Below are 19,712 nucleotides of genomic sequence, written 5' to 3' on the forward strand. Positions count from 1 at the left end.
CATGCCCGGCACGACTCCCTAGACTGGGTCCGTCCTGCAGTCGTCGAAGGAGTACACCTGTGACCGATCCGTACGGAATCATCGATCTGGCAGCGCTGAAGCAGCCCGCCGGAGGCGCCGCCTCCGCCGGCGCAGCACCCGGTGCCGGCACCCCGTCGGCGCACGAGGTCGCTGTCACCGAGCAGGGTCTCGAACAGCTGATCACGGACTCCCAGCAGGTGCCCACCCTGCTGCTGGTGACCAGCTCGCGGGTCCCCGAGGGAGAGCAGTTCCTCGCCTCTCTGCGCCGTTCGGTCGACGGGCGGGGCGGGGCGATCAGGCTCGCGCTCGTCGACGCCGACACCCAGCAGCGGGTCGCCACCGCGCTGCGCGTCGAGCAGCTTCCCACCCTGCTGCTGCTGATCATGGGCCAGATCCAGCCGATCGTGCAGGCCGTGCTCCCGGATGCAGAGATCGACAATCTCCTCGCCCAGGTGCTCGAAGTGGCCCGCCAGCAGGGCATGGATATCCCCGCCGGCGACGGCGCGCAAGAGGCTCCCGCCGAAGAGCCGCTGCCGCCGCTGATCGCCGAGGCCTATGCGGCGATCGAGCGTGGCGATCTCGACGCGGCCGTGGCCGCTTACCAGAAGCAGCTGCAGGAAGCGCCGGCAGATGCTGAGGCGAAGGCCGGCCTGGCGATGGTGAACCTGATGCGGCGCACTCAGGGCACCGAGCTCGCCGCAGCCCGGGAAGCATCTGCGCAGCGCCCCACCGATCTGGGAGCCCAGCTGCTGACCGCGGATCTCGACATGCTCGGTGGTCATGTGGAGGACGCCTTCGCGCGTCTGCTGGACCTGTTGCGCGGCGCCGATCAGGAGACCAAGGACATCGTGCGGACACGTCTGCTGGAGCTGTTCGAGGTGGCGGGTGCAGAGGACCCGCGGGTGGCGCCGGCACGCAAGCGCATGGCGAACCTGCTGTTCTGACAGGTCCCTTCTGACAGGTCTCTTCTGACAGGTCTGTTCTGACATGCCCGGCCCCACGCGATGCGCGGCCCGTTCCCTCGGGGGAGCGGGCCGCGCATCGTCCATCTGCAGTCAGCCGGGGCGGACCTGGCGGAGTGATCCGGCGGTGTGACCCGGCGGTGCGCGGTCAGCCCGCCCGCAGCCGTTCGGGGACCAGCACCACCGCGCCCAGCGGCGGCACCGACAGCCGCACCGAGTAGTCGCGGCCATGCTGCGGCAGCGGCTCCGCGTGCACCCGGCCGAGGTTCCCCACGCCGCCGCCGCCGTAGACCGGAGCGTCGGTGTTCAGCACCTCGAGCCAGCTCCCGCCCTCGGGCAACGGGATCCGGTACTCGTGCCAGGGCTCCGCCGAGAGGTTCAGGACCACCACCACCGGATCGCCGGCCTGATCGCGACGCACGAAGGACAGCGAGTTGTGGCTCGCATCGTCACCGATCAGCCATTCGAAGCCGCCCGGGTCCTGGTCGCGCTCGTAGAAGGCGGGGAACTCCGCCTGGAGGGCGTTGAGATCCTTCACCAGCTGCTGGACACCCCGGTGCAACGGGTACTCCAACAGCCACCAGGGCAGTCCGGCCTGCTCCGACCACTCGGTGCCCTGGGCGAACTCGATGCCCATGAACACCAGCTGCTTGCCCGGATGCGACCACTGGAAGGCAAGATAGGCGCGCAGGTTCGCCGCCTGCTGCCAGTCATCGCCCGGAGCCTTGCGCAGCAGCGACCCCTTGCCATGCACGACCTCGTCATGGCTCAGCGGGAGCACGAAGTTCTCGGAGTACTGGTAGACCATCGAGAAGGTCAGCTCGCCGTGGTGGTACTGGCGATGCACGGGATCCTGCCCGAGGTACTCGAGGGTGTCGTGCATCCAGCCCATGTTCCACTTGAACCCGAAGCCGAGCCCGCCGGTGTCGGTGGGGCGGGTGACACCGGGGAAGGAGGTGGACTCCTCGGCGATCATCATGATGCCCGGGGCCCGCTTGTAGGCGGTGGCGGTGGTCTCCTGGAGGAAGGCGATGTTCTCGAGATCCTCACGGCCGCCGTGGTGGTTGGGCAGCCACTGCCCTTCCTCACGGGAGTAGTCCCGGTACAGCATCGAGGCGACGGCATCGACCCGCAGGCCGTCGACATGGAACTCCTCGAGCCAGTAGCACGCATTGGCGACCAGGAAGTTGCGCACCTCATTGCGGCCGGTGTCGAACACGTAGGTGCCCCAGTCCGGATGCTCCCCGCGACGTGGATCGGCATGCTCGTACAGCGGTGTGCCGTCGAAACGGCCCAGCGCCCACTCGTCCTTCGGGAAGTGCGCCGGGACCCAGTCCAGGATCACGCCGATGCCGGCTCCATGGAGGGTGTCGATCAGATGGCGCAGCTCATCAGGCGTGCCCAGCCGTGAGGTGGGGGCGTAGTACCCGGTCACCTGGTATCCCCAGGAGCCTCCGAAGGGATGCTCGGCCACCGGCATGAACTCGACATGGGTGAAGCCCATGTCGCGCACATAGTCGGTCAGCTCGACGGCCAGCTCCCGATAGCCCAGGCCCGGCCTCCAGCTGGCCAGATGCACCTCGTAGATGGACATCCGCGAGGCGACCGCATCATGGGCGGCGCGCTCGGCCAGCCAGTGCTCGTCGGTCCACTCGAAGCTGCTGGTGGTGATCACGGAGCCGGTGGCCGGTGGCACCTCCGCGAAGCGGGCCATCGGGTCCGCCTTGTCGCGCCAGGTCCCGTCGGCGCCGAGGATCCGATACTTGTACGTCTCGCCGTCGCCGGCACCGGGGATGAAGATCTCCCACACCCCGGCCGAGCCCAGCGAACGCATCGCGTGCATCCGACCATCCCAGCCGTTGAACGAGCCCACCACCTGCACGGCGCGCGCGTTCGGGGCCCAGACGGTGAAGGAGGTTCCCGCGATCGTGTCCGGGCCCTCCTCGACGGTGCGCACATGCGAGCCCAGCGCGCGCCACAGCTCCTCGTGGCGACCCTCCTGGATGAGGTGCAGATCCAGCTCGCCGACGGTCGGCAGGAAGCGATACGGCTCCTCGATGTCCACCGCGGCGGTGCCCTCGGACCAGGTCACCCGGATCCGGTAGGAGGGCAGCTCGGGCAGCGGCAGGGTCGCCACCCAGATGCCGTCGTACTCGTGCTCCATGGCGTGGACGGCGCCGTCCGGGAGCAGCACCGAGACCTCGTGCGCGAGCGGCTTGAGGGTGCGCACAGTGGTCGCCCCCTCGTACTCGTGGGCACCGAGCACCGAGTGGGGCTCGTGGTAGCTGCCGGTCGCGGTGGCGCCCAGCTCATGCTCACCCAGCGGCATCACCGGCGTGGAGCGGGAACCCTGAGCGGAGCGGGAACCCTGAGTAGGGAGGGACGCCGCTCCCGCATCAGGGGGCGTCGGCGTCGCAGCGCGGGCGGGAGTGTCAGCGCGGGCGGGAGTGTCGGACATGTCAGCTCTCCTCGGGGTGGATGATCCGCAGGACGTGCGCGGGACGGTCTTCGGCGCTCAGGATCACGTAGGGATCGCGTCCCCAGCGGAACCGTTCACCGGTCAGCAGATCTTCGACCTCGAAGCTCTCGCCCACCCCGAGCGCATCGAGATCCAGGCTCAGAGTGGTCCAGGCATCGCGGTCGTGCGCGGTCAGCGAGACCACCAGCACTGTGTCCGGGGCACCGGTCCCGCTGCCTGCGGCGTCGAGGTGCTTGGAAAAGACCAGCACCTGTTCGTCGTCGGCCTCATGGAAGCGGATCGTGGTGAGGGTCTGCAGCGAGGGGTGCTCGCGGCGGATCCGGTTCAGGGTCCCCAGCAGCGGCTCGAGGCTCTCGCCCCGGGCCAGCGCGCCGGCGTAGTCGCGCGGCTTGAACTCGTACTTCTCGTTGTCGATCTGCTCCTGGGCGCCGGGCCGGGGGACGTCCTCCACGAGCTCATAGCCGCTGTAGATGCCCCAGGTCGGGACCAGCGTCGCGGCCAGGATGGCGCGCAGCACGAAGGCCCGCCGACCGCCCTCGCTCATGAACGGGGTGAGGATGTCATGCGTGGTGGGCCAGAAGCTCGGCCGCATGAAGGGGGCGGTCTCGACCAGCTCCTCGAGGTATTCGCGCAGCTCTTCGGCGCTCTCGCGCCAGGTGTAGTAGGTGTAGCTCTGGTGGAAGCCGACCTTGCCCAGGGTGTGCATCATGGTGGGCCGGGTGAAGGCCTCGGCCAGGAAGATGACCTCGGGATGCGTCTGGGCGAACTCGGCCAGGAGCTCTTCCCAGAAGCGCACCGGTTTGGTGTGGGGGTTGTCGACCCGGAACAGCGTCACCCCGTGCGCCACCCACAGCTCGAGCATGTCGCGGATCGCGGCGTAGAGACCCTCGTAGTCGGTGTCGAAGCTGAGCGGGTAGATGTCCTGGTACTTCTTCGGCGGGTTCTCGGCATAGGCGATCGTGCCGTCCGCCTGCACCGTGAACCACTCAGGATGCTCCTTCACCCAGGGATGATCCGGGGAGCACTGCAGTGCGATGTCCATCGCGACCTCGAGGTCGAGCTCCTTCGCCCGGGAGATGAAGGCGTCGAAGTCCTCCATGGTGCCCAGCTCAGGGTGGAGCGCATCATGCCCGCCCTCCGCAGCACCGATCGCGTAGGGGGAGCCCGGGTCTCCGGGCAGCGGGTCGAGGGTGTTGTTGCGGCCCTTGCGGAAGGTCGAGCCGATCGGGTGGATCGGCGTCAGGTAGGCGACGTCGAAGCCCATCTCGGCGATCCGGTCCAGGGACTCGGCCGCGGTGCGGAAGGTGCCGGAGGTCCAGCCGTGCTCGGGGTCGAAGCGGGCTCCCTCCGAGCGGGGGAAGAACTCGTACCAGGAGCCGTACAGGGCCCGACGGCGCTGGACCTCGAGCGGGAACGGTCCCGCGACGGTCACCCCCTCGCGCAGCGGACGCTCCGTGAGGATGCCCCGCAGGTCTGCGGCGAGTGCCGGGGCGACGCGCGCGGCGGCCGACAGGCCGGGGGCGCGCAGGCTCTCCAGCGCGGCGCGGAGCACCGGGCCGTCGGCGGCAGGCCGGCTCCCGTCCTCGATCTCGGCGAGCACCCGCTGCAGCACCAGCGCACCCTCGGCGCAGACCAGGTCCACGTCCATCCCCGCCGGGATCTTCACCTCGGCGACGTGCGCCCAGGTGCTGAACGGTGCGGAATACGCCTCGATCCGGAAGCTCCAGCGACCGATCTGCTCGGGGCGGATGGAGGTCTCCCAGCGGTCCAGACCGGGTTCGACGAGGTCGAGTGCGCGTCGCTGCTCCTTCCCCTCGGGGGAGATCAGCACGAGCTGCACGCCCATCGCATCGTGCCCCTCGCGGAACGTGTTGGCGCTGACCGTGACGGTCTCGCCCTCGACGCAGCGTGCCGGGTACCTCCCGCCGTCGACGACGGGTTGCACCGCCATGATCGGGATACGGCCGATGCCGGCGTCCAGCCCCGTGCGGTCAGTGGTCTCGGACATGGCCTCTCCTGCCTGAGCTCTCGTCCTTGACGAGGTGCTCTGCGACGGTCGCGGTGACGGTCCTCACGATAGCCGCTCGGGCGTCCCCTCTGCGCCGTCGGGGCTGATCCCGATGACCACCACGCTGCCGGGCTCCACCATGACGCTCCGCTCCACCAGCGGTGTGAGCGGAAGACCCTCGGGGGTCTCCAGGGCGGTGTCCAGGAGGATCCGTGCGGTGCCCTGCGGCCAGGGAGCCCTGGGCAGGCGCAGCGCGACCTCCTCGGCCTCGGTGGAGAGGATCACGAGCAGGTGCTCGGAACCCTCCCGACCCGGGATCGCCGGCCGCAGCATGGCGAGCAGGTGCTGGGAGGGATCCATCCACTCCTCGTGCGCGATCGGCAGACCCTCGGCACCGAACCAGGCGACCTGCCCGGCATCGAGCGCCGCCGGGTCGGCGGGGCGCAGGAAGTGCGGCGCGCGCAGCTGCGGATGCTCGCCGCGCAGCTGCAGCAGTCGGGAGACGGTCTCGCGCAGCTGGTCGCTGCGGCGGCTGCGGCTCCAGTCCATCCAGGAGATCTCGTTGTCCTGGCAGTAGGCGTTGTTGTTGCCCTGCTGGGTGCGATAGCGCTCGTCCCCGGCGGTGAGCATCGGGGTGCCCGAGGCCAGCAGCAGTGTGGCCAGGATGCTGCGGGTGGTGCGACGCCGTGCCTCCTCGACCTCTGCCGCCCCCTCGATGCCCGAGCCGACCTCCCCCTCATATCCGTGATGGAAGGAGCGGTTGTCGGAGGTGCCGTCGCGGTTGTCCTCGCCGTTGGCCTCATTGCGCTTGGTCTCGTAGACGGTGAGGTCCCGCAGCGTGAAGCCGTCATGGGCGGTGACGTAGTTGACCGATGCCCAGGGGGAGCGGAGGCTGCGTCCGGCCGGGAGCTCGAGGGGATCCTGCCCGGTGAGCAGGTCGGAGGAACCGGCCAGGCGGGTGGCGAGGTCGCGGATGCCGCCGATCGCGTCATTGCCCGAGCGCTCGCGCATCGCCCGGTCCGAGAGCCAGAAGGCACGCACGTCATCGCGGAAGGCGTCGTTCCATTCCGTGAAGGGGGCGGGGAAGTTCCCGGTCTGCCAGCCGCCGGTGCCCACGTCCCAGGGTTCGGCGATGAGCTTGACGCCGCGCAGCACGGGATCGGTGAGGATCGCGCGCAGCAGCGGATGGTCGGGGTTGAAGCCGTGGTCGTCCCGGCCCAGCGTGGCCGCCAGATCGAAGCGGAAGCCGTCTACGTGGACCTCCTGCACCCAGTAGCGCAGCGAGGCGAGGATCAGGTCCATCACATGCCGTGAGCGCGGGTCCAGGGTGCCGCCGGTCCCGGTGACGTCGAAGAAGGTGCCGTGGTCGATCCAGTAGTACTCGAGGTTGTCCAGTCCGCGCAGCGAGAGCGCAGGTCCATCGGCACCGCCCTCGGCGGTGTGGTTGTAGACCACGTCCAGGATGACCTCGAAACCGGCCGCGTGCAGGTTCCGCACCATGGTCTTGACCTCGTCGAGCACCGCCTGGGCGCCGGCGTGCTGGGCTGCCGGGGTGGCGAGAGAGGGGTCCGGGGCGAAGTACGACAGGGTCGAGTAGCCCCAGTAGTTGGTCAGACCCAGCCGGGTCAGGTGCGGCTCGTCCATCGCAGCGTGCAGGGGGAGCAGCTCCACGGTGGTCACCCCGAGGCTGCGCAGGTAGCTGGTCACCGCGGGATGGCCCAACCCGGCATAGGTGCCGCGCTGCTCGGGCGGGAGCTCGGGATGCAGCTGGGTGAACCCCTTGACGTGCAGCTCGTAGAGCACTGTGGAGTCCCAGTCCACGAGCGGGCGCAGATCCCCCTGCCAGTCGAAGTCGTCGGCGACGACCACGGACCAGATCGCGTCGTCACCGTTGTCGACCTCGCTGCGGATCGGCGTCTCACCCACTCGGTCGAGCATCGCATCGACCTCGAAGGGGAAGAACGAGCTCAGCAGCGACGAGGAGTGCGAGACCCCGCGGGCCCAGGGGTCCAACAGGAGCTTTCGAGGGTTGCACAGCAGCCCGGCGCCGGGATCCCAGGGCCCATCGACGCGGAGCCCGTAGCGGGTGCCGGGCGTCATCCCGCTGACCCGGTCCCAGCGCAGACCTCCGTCGAAGTGCCGCAGCCGCTGACGGTGCTCGGTGGAACCCTGGCGGATGCAGAGGTCGATCGATTCCGCCCTCGGAGCCGCGACGGCGAAGGTGCCCCGACCCTGCGCGTCCACCAGCAGCCCCGGTGAGGTGGGGGCGACGGGGGGTGTCGCGCGATCGAAGTGGTCTGCTTGCACCATGGCATTGTCCCACCACCGACGCCCGGGACGAGACCGACTCGCACCCGGGGTGACCGGTGCCGCTAGGATCGGCGAGGTGATCCGTGATCCGCTGCCGGCGGCCGGCGGGTCCTCAGCATGGCCGCGACCGGTCCGGCCTCCGGCCTCCTCGGGGGAGGAGCAGGGCCTCGGGTCGTGGTCGCCGAGCATGAGCAGTACCAGTCGCACGAGTCGAACGCATGACGGGGGAGCCGCAGCGCATGAGCAATCCACCCAGCCAGCACGCCGGGAATCAGGCGCGTCCCATGGTGCCGGGTCCGCCGCCCGGACTGTCGGAGTCCTCTGCCTCGGGACCGGGCCGGCCTGCGCCGGGGGCCGCGCAGCGGCCCGGCGGGTTCGCGCCCTCGAGCGCTGCCATCGCGCCCGGCGACCTCGAGCGCGCCGGAGCGATCATCTCCACCATCTCCGGGGTCTTCCACTCCCGCGTGGTGGGCCAGGAGAACCTGCGCACGACGCTGATCGCCGCCCTGGCGGCGGGAGGGCACGTGCTGCTGGAGTCCGTGCCGGGTCTGGCCAAGACCACCGCCGCGAGCGCCCTGGCCTCCTCGATCACCGGCTCCTTCGCGCGCATCCAGTGCACCCCCGACCTGATGCCCAATGACATCATCGGCACCCAGATCTACTCCTCGGGCACGGGGACCTTCACCACTCAGCTGGGCCCCGTGCACGCGAACGTGGTGCTGCTGGACGAGATCAACCGCTCGAGCGCCAAGACGCAGTCCGCGATGCTGGAGGCGATGCAGGAGCGGCAGACCTCCATCGGTGGCGAGGTGTACCGCCTGCCGGAGCCGTTCATGGTGCTCGCGACCCAGAACCCGATCGAGGAGGAGGGCACCTATGTCCTCCCCGAGGCGCAGATGGACCGCTTCCTGATGAAGGAGATCCTGACCTACCCGCGACCGGCCGAGGAGCATGAGATCCTCGACCGCTCGACCGCCGGGAGCCTCACCGGCCCGCGCGAGGCGGTGGGCACCGTGACCCTCCAGGACGTCCGCTTCCTCCAGGAGATGGTGGATCAGGTGTACGTCGATCCCGCGGTCAAGCGGTACATCATCGATCTGATCTTCACCACCCGAGGATCCGGCCCGCGCCCGGTCCCGAACCTCACCCAGTCCGTGCGGGTCGGGGCCAGCCCTCGCGGCTCGCTCGCGCTGATGAAGGTGGGCCAGGCGCACGCGCTGCTCAACGGACGCGACTACGTCACCCCTGATGACGTGCGGGCGATGCGGCACGGGGTGCTGCGCCACCGCCTGGTGCTCACCTTCGACGCACTCGCCAGCGGCATCAAGCCGGAACAGATCATCGACGCGGTGTTCCACGCCGTGCCGATGCCCTGAGCGGCCCAGACGACTGAGAACGACCGAGAACGACTGAGGGGGACCGGACGACTCGATGGCCACGTCGCTGCTGACCCGTGTCAAGGCACGGGTGGATCTGCACACCTCGAACCGGGCACGTGGACTCATCCAGGGCCGGGGGCGGTCGCTGTTCAAGGGCAGCGGCGAGGACTTCGACGACCTGAAGTACTACCAGCCCGGCGACAAGATCTCCGATATCGACTGGAAGGCCACCGCCCGCTCGGGAGAGCCGCTGATCCGGCAGTTCAACGAGGAGCGGGTGCGCCATCTCTCGATCGTCGTCGACACCTCCGCGGCGATGGCGGCCACCGCCGCCGACGGCAGCTCCAAGCGGGACGCGATGATCATGGCCGCCGGGATGGTCTGCTTCCTGGCCCAGAAGAACGGCGATCTGGTGGGAATGGTCGCGGGTCAGGAGAGCCGCCCGATCCAGCTGCCCTCCCGCTCGAGCGATGGGCATCTCGAGCTGCTGCTGCGCACCGCGCAGCAGGCGACCACCACGGCGGCCGGTGCCGCGAACACCTCCTGGCTGCTCGAACGCGCCTTCCGGGTCACCACGCACTCGACCCTGATGACGATCATCACCGACGAGGCCCACCCCACCGTCGAGGACTTCACGCTGCTGCGGCGACTGAAGACGCGCCACGATCTGATCGTGATCCGCATCGCCGATGCGGACCCGCTGCAGGGCGCCGCGCTGGACCACGATGTGATCGACGTGGACTCGCCCCGTGAGATCGGCGCCATGGCACGCACCTCGAAACGGGTCGCCCATGACGTCGCGGCGTACCGGCAGGCGCGCAACGAGGGCATCGAGGAGATGCTGGACCGCCTGCACATCAGCCACATGCTCACGCAGGGGGAGAGCACCGTGGTGGACGACATGGTCTCGCTGCTGCGGTCGAGGGAGTATCGCCATGGCCGTTCCTGAGCTGGTCGCCGGCGTGCTGCTGGCCGAACCCGCGCCCCCGGAGATCATCGCCCCTCCGCAGTACTCGATCGCCTGGGTGATCCTCGCGGTGCTGTGCGTCCTGGTGATCACGGCGCTGATCGTGGGCACCCTGAAGATCACGCGGGCGATCGAGAAGCGCATCGCCTACCGTCGCCGCCCCAGCGACGTCGAGACCCTGAAGGCGGAGTTCCTGCGCGCCGTGAACGACATCGCCGATCGCCATGAGGCGGGCGAGCTCGAGGCGCGGGACGGCCATCACGAGCTCACCGGTGTGATGCGCCGCTTCGTGCGGCGCACGACTGGGCACGACGTCACCAGCCAGGATCTGGCGACCCTGCTGGCCGATCAGCGCACCCGCGCGGTCGGCGAGCTCATCGCCGACCTGTACGAGCCGGACTTCGCGATGTCCTCGGACCGCGACCTGCGCGAATCCGTGCGTCGCGCGCGGGAGGTGATCCGCGCGTGGTCATGATCTTCTGGTGGGTCACCGCGCTGCTGCTGCTGGCAGCGATCGCTGTCTGGGCGATCACCTTCTGGAACCGGCGCGCGATGCGCCGCTCCCCGGTGCTGGTGGCGAATTCGCAGTACATGGATCGGATCCCGAGCTTCGTGCGGGCGCAGCGCACGGCCCGGGTGGTGCGCGTGCTCCAGGTGGGGATCGCGGTGTTCGCCGTGATCGCGGCGTCGCTGCTGTCCGGGCGGATCGCGAGCGAGCGGATCGAGACCCCGGAGTTCTCGTCGCGGGACATCGTGCTGTGCCTGGACGTCTCGGGGTCGATGTATGAGTACGACACCGAGATCCTCTCGACCTTCGCCGAGATGGTGGACGGCTTCGAGGGGGAGCGGGTGGCGCTGTCGATCTTCAACTCGACCAGTCGCACCGTGTTCCCGCTGACCAATGACTACGACCTGATCAAGCGTGAGCTCGAGGCCGGGGCCGAGGCGATCGACTTCGACGAGTTCGGCTACCGCCTGGGCACTCAGGACTACTCCGACGACAAGGTGCGTCAGTACGTGGACTTCGTCGACGGCACCCGAGGGATCGCCGATGAGGCGTCGATCGTCCCGGACGGCCTCGCCTCCTGCGCGCAGGTCTTCGACCAGGCGGAGCAGGATCGATCCCGCTCGATCATCTTCGCGACGGACAACGAGGTCAACGGCGAGCCGATCTTCACCCTCGACGAGGCGACCGAGAGGGTCGCCTCACGTGACATCGATCTGTACACCTTCTACCCCGGGGCCTACGAGTGCGGTCCCCAGTGCTTCGAGGAGCTGGAGACGGCCACCGAGGACCAGGACGGCGAGCTGTACGAGTCCTCGGACCCGGAGGCCATCCCCTCGATCATCAACCAGATCCAGAAGACGCAGGCGGAGGTGCTGGGGGCGACCCCGACCGTGGTCCGCACGGACCATCCCGCGCTCGGATTCGTCCTCACCTTCCTCTCGCTCGTCGGGATCCTGATCCTGGGATGGAGGGCCCGCTGATGTATTTCGAGCACCTGATGCCGCTGTGGGCGACGATCCCCCTGTTCGGCGTGATGCTGGTCCTGTGCACAGTGCTGCTGGTGCGGCGGCCGCGCCAGCGCACCGCCTGGCTGCGCCGCCTGCTGATGGTCCTGCTGCTGCTGGTGGTCGCGCTGCGCCCGGTCACCCCGATCGAGGGTGAGCAGACCCAGCGGATGAACGCGAACGTGTTCTTCGTGGTGGATCGCACCGGCTCGATGAACGCCGAGGACTATGCGGGCGAGCAGCCGCGGCTGGAGGGGGTGAAGGCGGATATGGAGCAGATCATGGGCCTCACCGAGGGCGCGAGGTACTCGATCATCGCCTTCGACTCCACGGCCACCCAGCAGCTGCCGCTGACCACGGATGCCGGTGCCGCCCGCGCGTGGATCGACACCCTGACCACCGAGCCCACCTCCTATTCGACGGGGTCGAACGTCGACCGTGCGCTGACCCCGCTGCTGGTGGAGATCTCCGAGGCCCGGTCCGAGGATCCCGACTCGAGCGTGCTGGTGTACTTCCTCTCCGACGGGGAGAACACCGACGAACGCGACTCCGAGTCCTTCAGCCAGGCCGCGGGCTTCGTGGACGGCGGGGCGGTGCTCGGCTATGGCACCCCCGAGGGCGGGCCCATGAAGGCCGAAGGCGGCCAGGACCACGGCGAATACATCACCGGACCGGATGGCCAGCAGGGCATCTCGAGCATCGACGAGCAGCAGCTGCAGACGATCGCCGGAGAGATCGGAGTGCCGTACCTGCACCGCACGGACCCGGCAGCACCGATCGAGGGCACGATGGAGGGGATCACCCTCCGGCCGATCCCGATCGAGTCCACACGGGGGGTCGCGAGCTTCGAGGACTGGTACTGGGTGGCCGCGATCCCGCTGGCCGCCCTGCTGATCTGGGAGCTCGGCGAGATGACCTACCGGCTGCCCCGCCGGCTCGACCGCTACGACATCTCAGGAGCGCAGCGATGAGCACACCACTGGCAGAGCATCCCCGCAGCGCGGAGGCTGCGGGCACGGCAGCCACCGGTGGTCCCGGGACCACGCTCGCGCAGGACCAGAGCGGCAGCCCCAAGGACTTCGGTCTGAACGTGAAGCGGCTGCGCCTGACCCGCATCATCGTGTTCGCGATCCTCTCCCCGCTGATCCTGGCGCTGGCCCTGTTGACGGTCAAGTTCGTCTCCATGCCGATCACCCAGGCGACCTCTCTGAGCGCCTACGAGGACGGGGACTATCCCGCGGCCATCGAGCGCCTGGGACCGGTGGAGTTCGCCAACTGGTTCGAGCCGTATCTGCCTCATCTGTCCCAGGGCACCGCCCTGCTGCAGCAGGGCGAGGACGCCGCCGCCGAGGAGGAGCTGCGCCAGGCCCTGGAGGAATGGAATGGTCACAGCGACCTGAACTCGCCGATGCACGCCCAGTGCAAGATCCTCAACAACCTCGCGATCTCGATCGAGCGCCAGGCCGATCTGCTCGAGGACCCGCAGCAGCGCGCTGATCGACTTTTCGAGGCTGAGGAGCTGCTCGCGCCCTGCGCCGGCGGAGGCGGGGGCGGCGAGGGCGAGGGCGAGGGCCAGGGCGGCGGAGGAGCCGGGAACGAGGACTCCGAGACCACCGAGGGCAACGGCGAACGCGTCGAGGAGAAGCGGCGCGAGGCCGATGAAGAGGCCGGCAACGACCCCGACGCACGCGGCGAGGAGCAGCGCGGGTCGCCGGGACAGACGGATCCCGGCGATCCCTCCCGTGAGGACCCCGAAGGGGACGGCCCCGAGGAGGAGGCGCCCACCAGCGGCAACTCGGAGGAGGACCAGAAGGACGACGAGCTCGAGGAACGCAATCGCGATGCGCAGGGCGGGGACGGCGAGGAAGAGCCCGGCGGCTCGCAGGACGATCCGGTGAAGCCATGGTGACCCTCGGGACGGAGGAGCGCGCCTACCTCGACCACGCCGCGACCACGGTGCTGCGCCCCGCAGCCCGGGACGCCTTCCTCGAGGCCTCCGCGGTGCGGGGCAACCCCTCCTCCGTGCACGCCTCGGGCCGACGGGCGCGCGGTGTGCTCGACGAGTCCCTGGCCCGGATCGCCGCGCTACTCGACGTGCCTCGCAGCTGGCTGATCATGACCTCCGGCGGCACCGAGGCGGACAATCTCGCGATCCGCTCCGTCGGCCTCGGCGCCCAGCAGAAGGATCCGGCACGTACCGCGGTCGCCGTCGCCGCGACCGACCATCCCGCCGTGCTCGCCACGGCACGCTCCCTGACCGCCGGCGATCCCGGGATCGAGGTGCGCGAGCTCCCGGTGGACCACCAGGGTGCTCTGCGTGCCCAGGGCGTCGCCGAGGCGCTGGCCGATGGTGCTGTGGGCGTGGTCAGCGCAGCCCTGGTCAACAATGAGACCGGCGCGCTGCAGGACCTCGCCGCACTCGCCGCGGCCGCCCGGGAGCACGGCACCCTGGTGCACACCGATGCGGTGCAGGCAGCAGGACACGTCCCGCTGCCGAGCTGGGACGACGTGGATCTGATGTCCCTGTCCGGGCACAAGCTCGGCGCGCCCGTGGGGGTGGGGGTGCTGGTGGCCAGGCCCGGAGTGCCCTTCGCTGCGTTCAGCACCGGCGGCGGGCAGCAGCGGGGCGTGCGCTCGGGAACGCTGGACGCGGCTCACACCGCCGCCTTCGCGGCAGCTCTGGGAGAGGCCCTCACCGAGCGCGAGGAGCAGTCCGCGCGGCTGCGGGCGCTGGCGGGAACGCTGCGGGCAGGAATCCGCGCGATCGATCCGCAGGCCCGCTTCACCCTCGCCGACGGCACCCCGCAGTCGGGCCACATCGTGCATGTGGTGTTCCCCGGCGCGGACTCGGACTCCCTGCTGTTCCTGCTCGATGAGCGCGGCGTGGACTCAGCGGCGGGCTCCGCCTGCTCCGCCGGGGTGACCCAGGCCAGCCCGGTGCTCGCTGCGATGGGCGTCACCGATCAGCAGGCGCGCGGTGCGCTGCGCCTCTCCTTGGGCTGGACCAGCACTGAGCGAGATATCGAGATCCTGCTGGCAGCGCTTCCCGAAGCTCTCACCAGGGCCCGCGCCGTCGGCGCGCTGATGGGCTGAGGGCACCAGCCGCTGCCGGCACGGTCTGGTTCCGGCGTTGCCCCCGACGCTGCCTGCGACGCCGCCTCCGGCGTTGCCCCGACGCCATCTCCGACGCGCGATCCGGGGCGAACATCACGTTCCCCACCCCTCGGCCGAACAGCCTCGTCTCCGTAGACTGGAGAATCGGACGAGGGAAGGTGGACGGGGTGAAGGTGCTGGCAGCGATGAGCGGCGGGGTGGATTCCGCGGTCGCCGCGGCGCGCGCCGCCGAGGCCGGGCACGAGGTGGTCGGCGTGCACATGGCGCTGTCGAAGAACCGCGACCAGACCCGCACCGGCTCCCGCGGCTGCTGCACGGTGGAGGATGCCTCGGACGCCCGCCGTGCCGCCGATCGCATCGGCATCCCGTACTACGTCTGGGACCTCTCCGATGACTTCCACGACCTGGTGGTCGAGGATTTCCTGTCCGAATACGCGGCAGGCCGCACCCCGAACCCCTGCGTGCGCTGCAACGAGCGGATCAAGTTCGCTTCACTCATGGAGCGCGCCACCCTGCTGGGCTTCGATGCCGTGTGCACGGGCCACTACGCCTCGATCCGCACCGACGGCCCGGACGGTGCGCCGTCCCTGCACCGCTCGCGCAATATGGCGAAAGACCAGTCCTATGTGTTGGCGGTGATGGGACCGGAGGCCGTGGGCCGCTCCCTGTTCCCCCTCGGCGAGTACGAGACCAAGGCCGAGGTGCGAGCAGAGGCCCGAGCCCGCGGGCTCGGCGTCTCCACCAAGCCCGACAGCTACGACATCTGCTTCGTCGCCGACGGGGACACCCGCGGCTTCCTCGAGCGCCATCTGGGAGAGGCACCCGGTGAGGTCCTCGATGATCAGGGGAAGGTGCTCGGCGCCCACCGCGGCACCCACGGCTTCACGATCGGACAGCGCAAGGGTCTGGGGATCCAGCAGCCCGCACCCGACGGCGCTCCCCGCTACGTAGTGGACATCGACCCCGCCTCCCGCCAGGTGGTGATCGGAGCCGGCGAGCTGCTGTCCACGCGAGAGCTGCTCGCGACCGACGTGGTCTCCTTCGAGCCGCTCGAGGTGGGACGCCAGGTCCATGCCCAGATCCGTGCCCACGGCGAGGCGACCCCCGCCGAGGTCCTCGAGACCCCTGCGACGGGCACCGGCCTGCGGGTGCGGCTCAGCACCCCGATCCGCGGCGTCGCCCCCGGACAGACCCTCGTCCTCTATGACGGGGACCGAGTCCTCGCCGCCGCCACCCTGGAGCGCCGCCGATGAAGCCCCTGGTCACCCTCACCGGAGACGGCACCTACCGTGCTCCCACCGCCGAGCAGGCTGATCGGCTCGAACTTCCGGCCGACCCGCCGCTCGCGGCGCTGATGCGCCTGCGCGCCCTGCTCGGTGATGACCTCGAGGAGCAGATCGCGACCCGGCTCTACCTGCCCTCGGCCCTCGGCCGTGACGAGACCGACCACCTGCTGCCGGCAAGCCTGGCCCTGCTCGCCGAGACCACCGGCGATCTCGTCAGCTACGGCTGGCGCCTGGGCTCCGGCACCGGACGAGCCTGGCAGCATGCTCGCGAGCTGAGAGAGCGGATGCTCGATGCGGCACGCATCGCGCTGCTGGGCTATGAGGGTCCGCTGATGACGACCGCGCTGGGCCCGGCCACCCTCTCCGGCGCCACCTTCCTGCAGTCGGGGGAGCGGACCCTGGGCGACCCCGGGGCCGTGCGTGACCTGCCGATGCTGCTGGCCGAAGGGCTGGTCGACCATCTGACCTCGCTGCACGACCGGGTCCCCGGCGCGCAGCTGCACGTGCTGCTGCGCGAGGATGCTGTGGCGGCGGTTCATCAGGGCCGGATCCCGACCCCCTCCGGCCGACGTCGCTACGCGCCGATCCCGGCCCCGGAGATCGGGGTGCTCTGGCGCTGCTTGTTCGTCGCGCTCGAGGAATACGGTCTGGACGCGAGCTCCGTCACCCTCGGGGCCGGCGCTGACATCTCGCTGCTGCGCGCCGCCCGCGACGCCGGTGCACGCCGGATGGCGATCGCCCCGCGCCGACTTCCCGCACTGACCACCCCCGAGGGCCGCGCCCTCTGGGAGGGCATCGCGGAAGCCTGCGATGACGGCTGCGCCTTCGAACTGGTCGTCGACCCTCGGCCCGGCGGGCTGCTCGGCCCCGAGCTGGAGATGATGTTCGAGACCTGGCGACGCCTGGGCCACAGCGACGCCGATGCCGCGGGGGTCGCCGTGATCGCCCATACGGGAGCCTCCCATGCGATGCACAGCGGTCTGGTCGACCCCTCCGCACAGCCGGAGGCATCGACCCTGCTCGACGAACCGGCTCTCGAGGCGTTGCTGCGGGTCGCACCGTCCTGGGCGGAGCGCCTGGCCGCCTGAGCCTGACAGTCGCACCCGTGCGTCACAATGTTCTGGTGACCACGAACGAGCAAGGACCCCGCACCGCCGATGAGACCGCGCAGCAGCGCATCGCCTCTCTCACCGCGCAGATCGAGCAGGCGCGCGCGGACTACTACGAGCATGATTCGCCCACCATGGCCGATGCCGAGTACGACCGGCTCGAGCAGGAGCTGCGCTCGCTCGAGGAGGCGAATCCGCAGCTGGCGGCCGAGGATTCTCCCACCCGCACCGTCGGCGGGGCCGCCGCCGCGGGCCTGCCCACGATCGACCATGCCGAGCGGATGCAGAGCCTGGACAACGTGTTCTCGATCGACGAGCTGCGGGAGTGGTGCACGCACGCCGCCGCGGAGCTCGGTGGACAGGCCCGTTATCTCACCGAGCTCAAGATCGACGGACTCGCCATCAACCTCCGCTACGAGCACGGCGAGCTGATCACCGCGGCGACCCGCGGCGACGGGCGCACCGGCGAAGACGTCACCGCAAATGCTCTGCGCATCGTCCAGATCCCGCAGCGGCTCGAGGGCACCGGCCATCCGGCGCTGGTCGAGGTGCGCGGCGAGGTGTTCATGCCCACGGAGGACTTCACGCGCCTGAACGAGTTCCAGCTCGAGCTGCGCGAGCGCGCCGTCGAGGAGTCCCGCACCCGCTGGGAATCCCGGCAGGCCAGCGGCCGTCGGCCCTTCGATGAGCAGCGCGAGCTGCTCGCCGCCACCCGGCGGTTCCCCAGCTTCGCCAATCCGCGGAACACAGCTGCCGGCGGACTGCGCCAGCAGCTGGAGAAGAAGGACGGCCTGGAGCGAGAGGCCGGGGAGGCCAGGCTGGCCGCGCTGAGGCTCACGGTGCACGGGCTCGGGGCCTGGCCGGACCCGCCGGTGGCCTCTCAGAGCGAGATGTACGAGCTGCTCGCCTCGTGGGGGCTGCCCACCAGCCGCTACATGGCCGTCACCGAGTCGATCGATGAGGTGGTCAGCTACGTCGAGCACCACGGCGAGCACCGCCACGACGTCGAGCACGAGATCGACGGGATCGTCGTCAAGATCGATACCTTCGCCCAGCAGCGCGCACTGGGCTCCACCTCCCGTGCCCCGCGCTGGGCGACGGCTTTCAAGTACCCGCCCGAGGAGGTCACCACCAAGCTGCTGGACATCCAGGTGCAGGTGGGCCGTACCGGCAGGGTGACGCCGTTCGGCGTGATGGAGCCGGTCACCGTGGCGGGATCGACCGTCGAGAAGGCGACGCTGCACAACCAGTTCGACGTCGAGCGCAAGGGGGTGCTGATCGGCGACACCATCATCCTGCGCAAGGCAGGAGACGTGATCCCCGAGATCCTCGGCCCGGTCGAGTCACTGCGAGATGGCAGCGAGCGCCTCTTCGTGATGCCCACCCACTGCCCGGCCTGCGGCACCGAGATCCGCCCCGAGAAGGAGGGGGACAAGGACTGGCGCTGCCCCAATCAGAAGGACTGCCCCGCCCAGGTCGCCGGCAGGGTCGAGCACGCAGGCTCCCGCGGGGCCTTCGACATCGAGTCGCTCGGCGAGGAGAGCGCGATCGCGCTGACCGATCCCGACAAGCGCCGTGGTGAGGCACTCGCCGCGCTCGCCGCAGGGCATGCCGTCCACCTGCCGATCCGCGATGCCGCGGACACCGAGCAGCACAACTTCGTGGTGATCAAGAACGGTGAGGTCACCGACGGCACCGACGGAGTGCCGCTGCTGCGGATCACCGCGGTCGACGATCCGCTGCTGCCCGCCCTCCAGCAGCCCGTGATCACCACCGGCTCCGACCTCTTCGACCTCACCCCCGCAGCCCTGCAGGACGTGTACGTCTGGCAGCCGGAGCGCCGGGACGGGGAGCCGACCGGCGATTGGAGGATCCAGCCCGCCTTCTGGTCCCGCCCCCAGTTCCGCCATTACAAGCGCGAGGCGCTCTGGAAGCAGCAGAAGCAGCCGGCAGTGCTGAAGTCCACCGAGACGCTGATGAACGAGCTCGAGAAGGCGAAGGAGCAGCCGCTGTGGCGGGTGCTGGTCGCGCTCTCGATCCGCCATGTGGGACCTGCGGCCGCGCGGTCCCTCGCCACGGCCTACGGCTCGATGGAGGCGATCCGGGCGGCGAGCGTCGAGCAGCTCTCGGACACCGACGGGGTCGGCGGGATCATCGCCGAGGCAGTCGTCGAATGGTTCGCCGTGGACTGGCATCGCGAGCTGGTCGACGGCTGGGCGAACTCGGGCGTGCGGATGGCCGATGAGGTCGCCGAGGGATTCGTGAGGACCCTCGAGGGCCTGACCGTGGTGGTCACCGGCGGCCTCGAGGGATTCACGCGCGACGGGGCGAAGGAGGCGATCATCTCCCGGGGCGGGAAGGCCTCCGGCTCGGTCTCGAAGAAGACCGACTTCGTGGTGGTCGGGGAGAACGCCGGGACGAAGGAGACCAAGGCTCGGGACCTCGGGCTGCGGATCCTCGACGAGGCCGGATTTGTGGCCCTACTCGCCGGCGGCGCCGAGGCGGTCGCCCTCGAGCCCGAGCAGCTCCATGATTCTGCGGCGGAGGAGACTCCGGGGGAGTGAT

General features: G+C 69.9%; 14 protein-coding genes. 11 read left to right on the forward strand and 3 right to left on the reverse strand.

The window, feature by feature from the left end; genetic code table 11:
• Nucleotides 1-59: 59 nt before the first annotated feature.
• Entirely contained in the window at nucleotides 60-965 is a 906-nt protein-coding gene (locus ACTH43_RS10190; RefSeq protein ID WP_441444788.1) for a tetratricopeptide repeat protein, read from the forward strand.
• 166 nt (nucleotides 966-1,131) lie between these two features.
• Here the strand turns inward: ACTH43_RS10190 and glgB are convergent, their stop codons facing one another.
• From glgB to glgX, 3 genes are all read right to left on the reverse strand, one after another.
• Entirely contained in the window at nucleotides 1,132-3,312 is a 2,181-nt protein-coding gene (gene glgB / locus ACTH43_RS10195; RefSeq protein WP_441444814.1) for a 1,4-alpha-glucan branching protein GlgB, read from the reverse strand.
• Between the two features lie 130 nt (nucleotides 3,313-3,442).
• Nucleotides 3,443-5,470 carry a maltotransferase domain-containing protein gene (locus ACTH43_RS10200; RefSeq protein WP_441444789.1) on the reverse strand — a complete coding sequence of 676 codons (2,028 nt, stop codon included), beginning with the start codon at nucleotides 5,468-5,470 and terminating at the stop codon, nucleotides 3,443-3,445.
• A 63-nt stretch (nucleotides 5,471-5,533) separates the two neighbouring features.
• Nucleotides 5,534-7,780, reverse strand: a complete 2,247-nt coding sequence (gene glgX / locus ACTH43_RS10205; RefSeq protein WP_441444790.1) for a glycogen debranching protein GlgX — start codon at nucleotides 7,778-7,780, stop codon at nucleotides 5,534-5,536.
• Between the two features lie 239 nt (nucleotides 7,781-8,019).
• Between glgX and ACTH43_RS10210 the strand changes: the two genes are divergently transcribed.
• The 10 genes from ACTH43_RS10210 (at nucleotide 8,020) to ACTH43_RS10255 (ending at nucleotide 19,711) form a co-directional block, all read left to right on the forward strand.
• Complete coding sequence (locus ACTH43_RS10210) at nucleotides 8,020-9,156, forward strand: AAA family ATPase (protein WP_441444791.1); 1,137 nt, start codon at nucleotides 8,020-8,022, stop codon at nucleotides 9,154-9,156.
• A 55-nt stretch (nucleotides 9,157-9,211) separates the two neighbouring features.
• On the forward strand, nucleotides 9,212-10,108 hold the full coding sequence (locus ACTH43_RS10215) for a DUF58 domain-containing protein (RefSeq protein ID WP_441444792.1): 897 nt from the start codon (nucleotides 9,212-9,214) through the stop codon (nucleotides 10,106-10,108).
• Nucleotides 10,095-10,601, forward strand: a complete 507-nt coding sequence (locus ACTH43_RS10220) for a hypothetical protein (protein WP_441444793.1) — start codon at nucleotides 10,095-10,097, stop codon at nucleotides 10,599-10,601. Before ACTH43_RS10215 ends, ACTH43_RS10220 begins: the two co-directional genes overlap by 14 nt.
• A complete protein-coding gene (locus tag ACTH43_RS10225) occupies nucleotides 10,598-11,614 on the forward strand; it encodes a vWA domain-containing protein (RefSeq protein WP_441444815.1) in 1,017 nt (338 codons plus the stop codon). The genes ACTH43_RS10220 and ACTH43_RS10225 overlap by 4 nt, the downstream gene beginning before the upstream one ends.
• Entirely contained in the window at nucleotides 11,614-12,609 is a 996-nt protein-coding gene (locus ACTH43_RS10230; RefSeq protein WP_441444794.1) for a vWA domain-containing protein, read from the forward strand. The genes ACTH43_RS10225 and ACTH43_RS10230 overlap by 1 nt, the downstream gene beginning before the upstream one ends.
• Nucleotides 12,606-13,547, forward strand: a complete 942-nt coding sequence (locus tag ACTH43_RS10235; protein ID WP_441444795.1) for a hypothetical protein — start codon at nucleotides 12,606-12,608, stop codon at nucleotides 13,545-13,547. Before ACTH43_RS10230 ends, ACTH43_RS10235 begins: the two co-directional genes overlap by 4 nt.
• Nucleotides 13,541-14,731 carry a cysteine desulfurase family protein gene (locus ACTH43_RS10240; protein WP_441444796.1) on the forward strand — a complete coding sequence of 397 codons (1,191 nt, stop codon included), beginning with the start codon at nucleotides 13,541-13,543 and terminating at the stop codon, nucleotides 14,729-14,731. Before ACTH43_RS10235 ends, ACTH43_RS10240 begins: the two co-directional genes overlap by 7 nt.
• Before the next feature lie 188 nt (nucleotides 14,732-14,919).
• Nucleotides 14,920-16,005 carry a tRNA 2-thiouridine(34) synthase MnmA gene (gene mnmA / locus ACTH43_RS10245; protein WP_441444797.1) on the forward strand — a complete coding sequence of 362 codons (1,086 nt, stop codon included), beginning with the start codon at nucleotides 14,920-14,922 and terminating at the stop codon, nucleotides 16,003-16,005.
• Complete coding sequence (locus ACTH43_RS10250; RefSeq protein WP_441444798.1) at nucleotides 16,002-17,126, forward strand: hypothetical protein; 1,125 nt, start codon at nucleotides 16,002-16,004, stop codon at nucleotides 17,124-17,126. Before mnmA ends, ACTH43_RS10250 begins: the two co-directional genes overlap by 4 nt.
• Nucleotides 17,127-17,161: 35 nt before the next feature.
• Nucleotides 17,162-19,711, forward strand: coding sequence for an NAD-dependent DNA ligase LigA (locus tag ACTH43_RS10255; RefSeq protein ID WP_441444799.1), 2,550 nt, complete (start codon nucleotides 17,162-17,164; stop codon nucleotides 19,709-19,711).
• Nucleotide 19,712 lies beyond the last annotated feature (1 nt).

Origin of the sequence: Brachybacterium sp. (assembly GCF_052095815.1) — a bacterium.
In the GTDB taxonomy this organism is placed as follows: Bacteria; Actinomycetota; Actinomycetes; order Actinomycetales; family Dermabacteraceae; genus Brachybacterium.

Bases quoted from the DNA above. Each gene is read 5' to 3' on its own strand.
- glgB (WP_441444814.1), bottom strand. From the start codon at position 3,312: ATGCCGCTGGGTGAGCATGAGCTGGGCGCCACCGCGACCGGCAGCTAC.
- ACTH43_RS10200 (WP_441444789.1), bottom strand. From the start codon at position 5,470: ATGTCCGAGACCACTGACCGCACGGGGCTGGACGCCGGCATCGGCCGT.
- glgX (WP_441444790.1), bottom strand. From the start codon at position 7,780: ATGGTGCAAGCAGACCACTTCGATCGCGCGACACCCCCCGTCGCCCCC.
- ACTH43_RS10210 (WP_441444791.1), top strand. From the start codon at position 8,020: ATGAGCAATCCACCCAGCCAGCACGCCGGGAATCAGGCGCGTCCCATG.
- ACTH43_RS10215 (WP_441444792.1), top strand. From the start codon at position 9,212: ATGGCCACGTCGCTGCTGACCCGTGTCAAGGCACGGGTGGATCTGCAC.
- ACTH43_RS10220 (WP_441444793.1), top strand. From the start codon at position 10,095: ATGGCCGTTCCTGAGCTGGTCGCCGGCGTGCTGCTGGCCGAACCCGCG.
- ACTH43_RS10225 (WP_441444815.1), top strand. From the start codon at position 10,598: ATGATCTTCTGGTGGGTCACCGCGCTGCTGCTGCTGGCAGCGATCGCT.
- ACTH43_RS10230 (WP_441444794.1), top strand. From the start codon at position 11,614: ATGTATTTCGAGCACCTGATGCCGCTGTGGGCGACGATCCCCCTGTTC.
- ACTH43_RS10235 (WP_441444795.1), top strand. From the start codon at position 12,606: ATGAGCACACCACTGGCAGAGCATCCCCGCAGCGCGGAGGCTGCGGGC.
- ACTH43_RS10240 (WP_441444796.1), top strand. From the start codon at position 13,541: ATGGTGACCCTCGGGACGGAGGAGCGCGCCTACCTCGACCACGCCGCG.
- ACTH43_RS10250 (WP_441444798.1), top strand. From the start codon at position 16,002: ATGAAGCCCCTGGTCACCCTCACCGGAGACGGCACCTACCGTGCTCCC.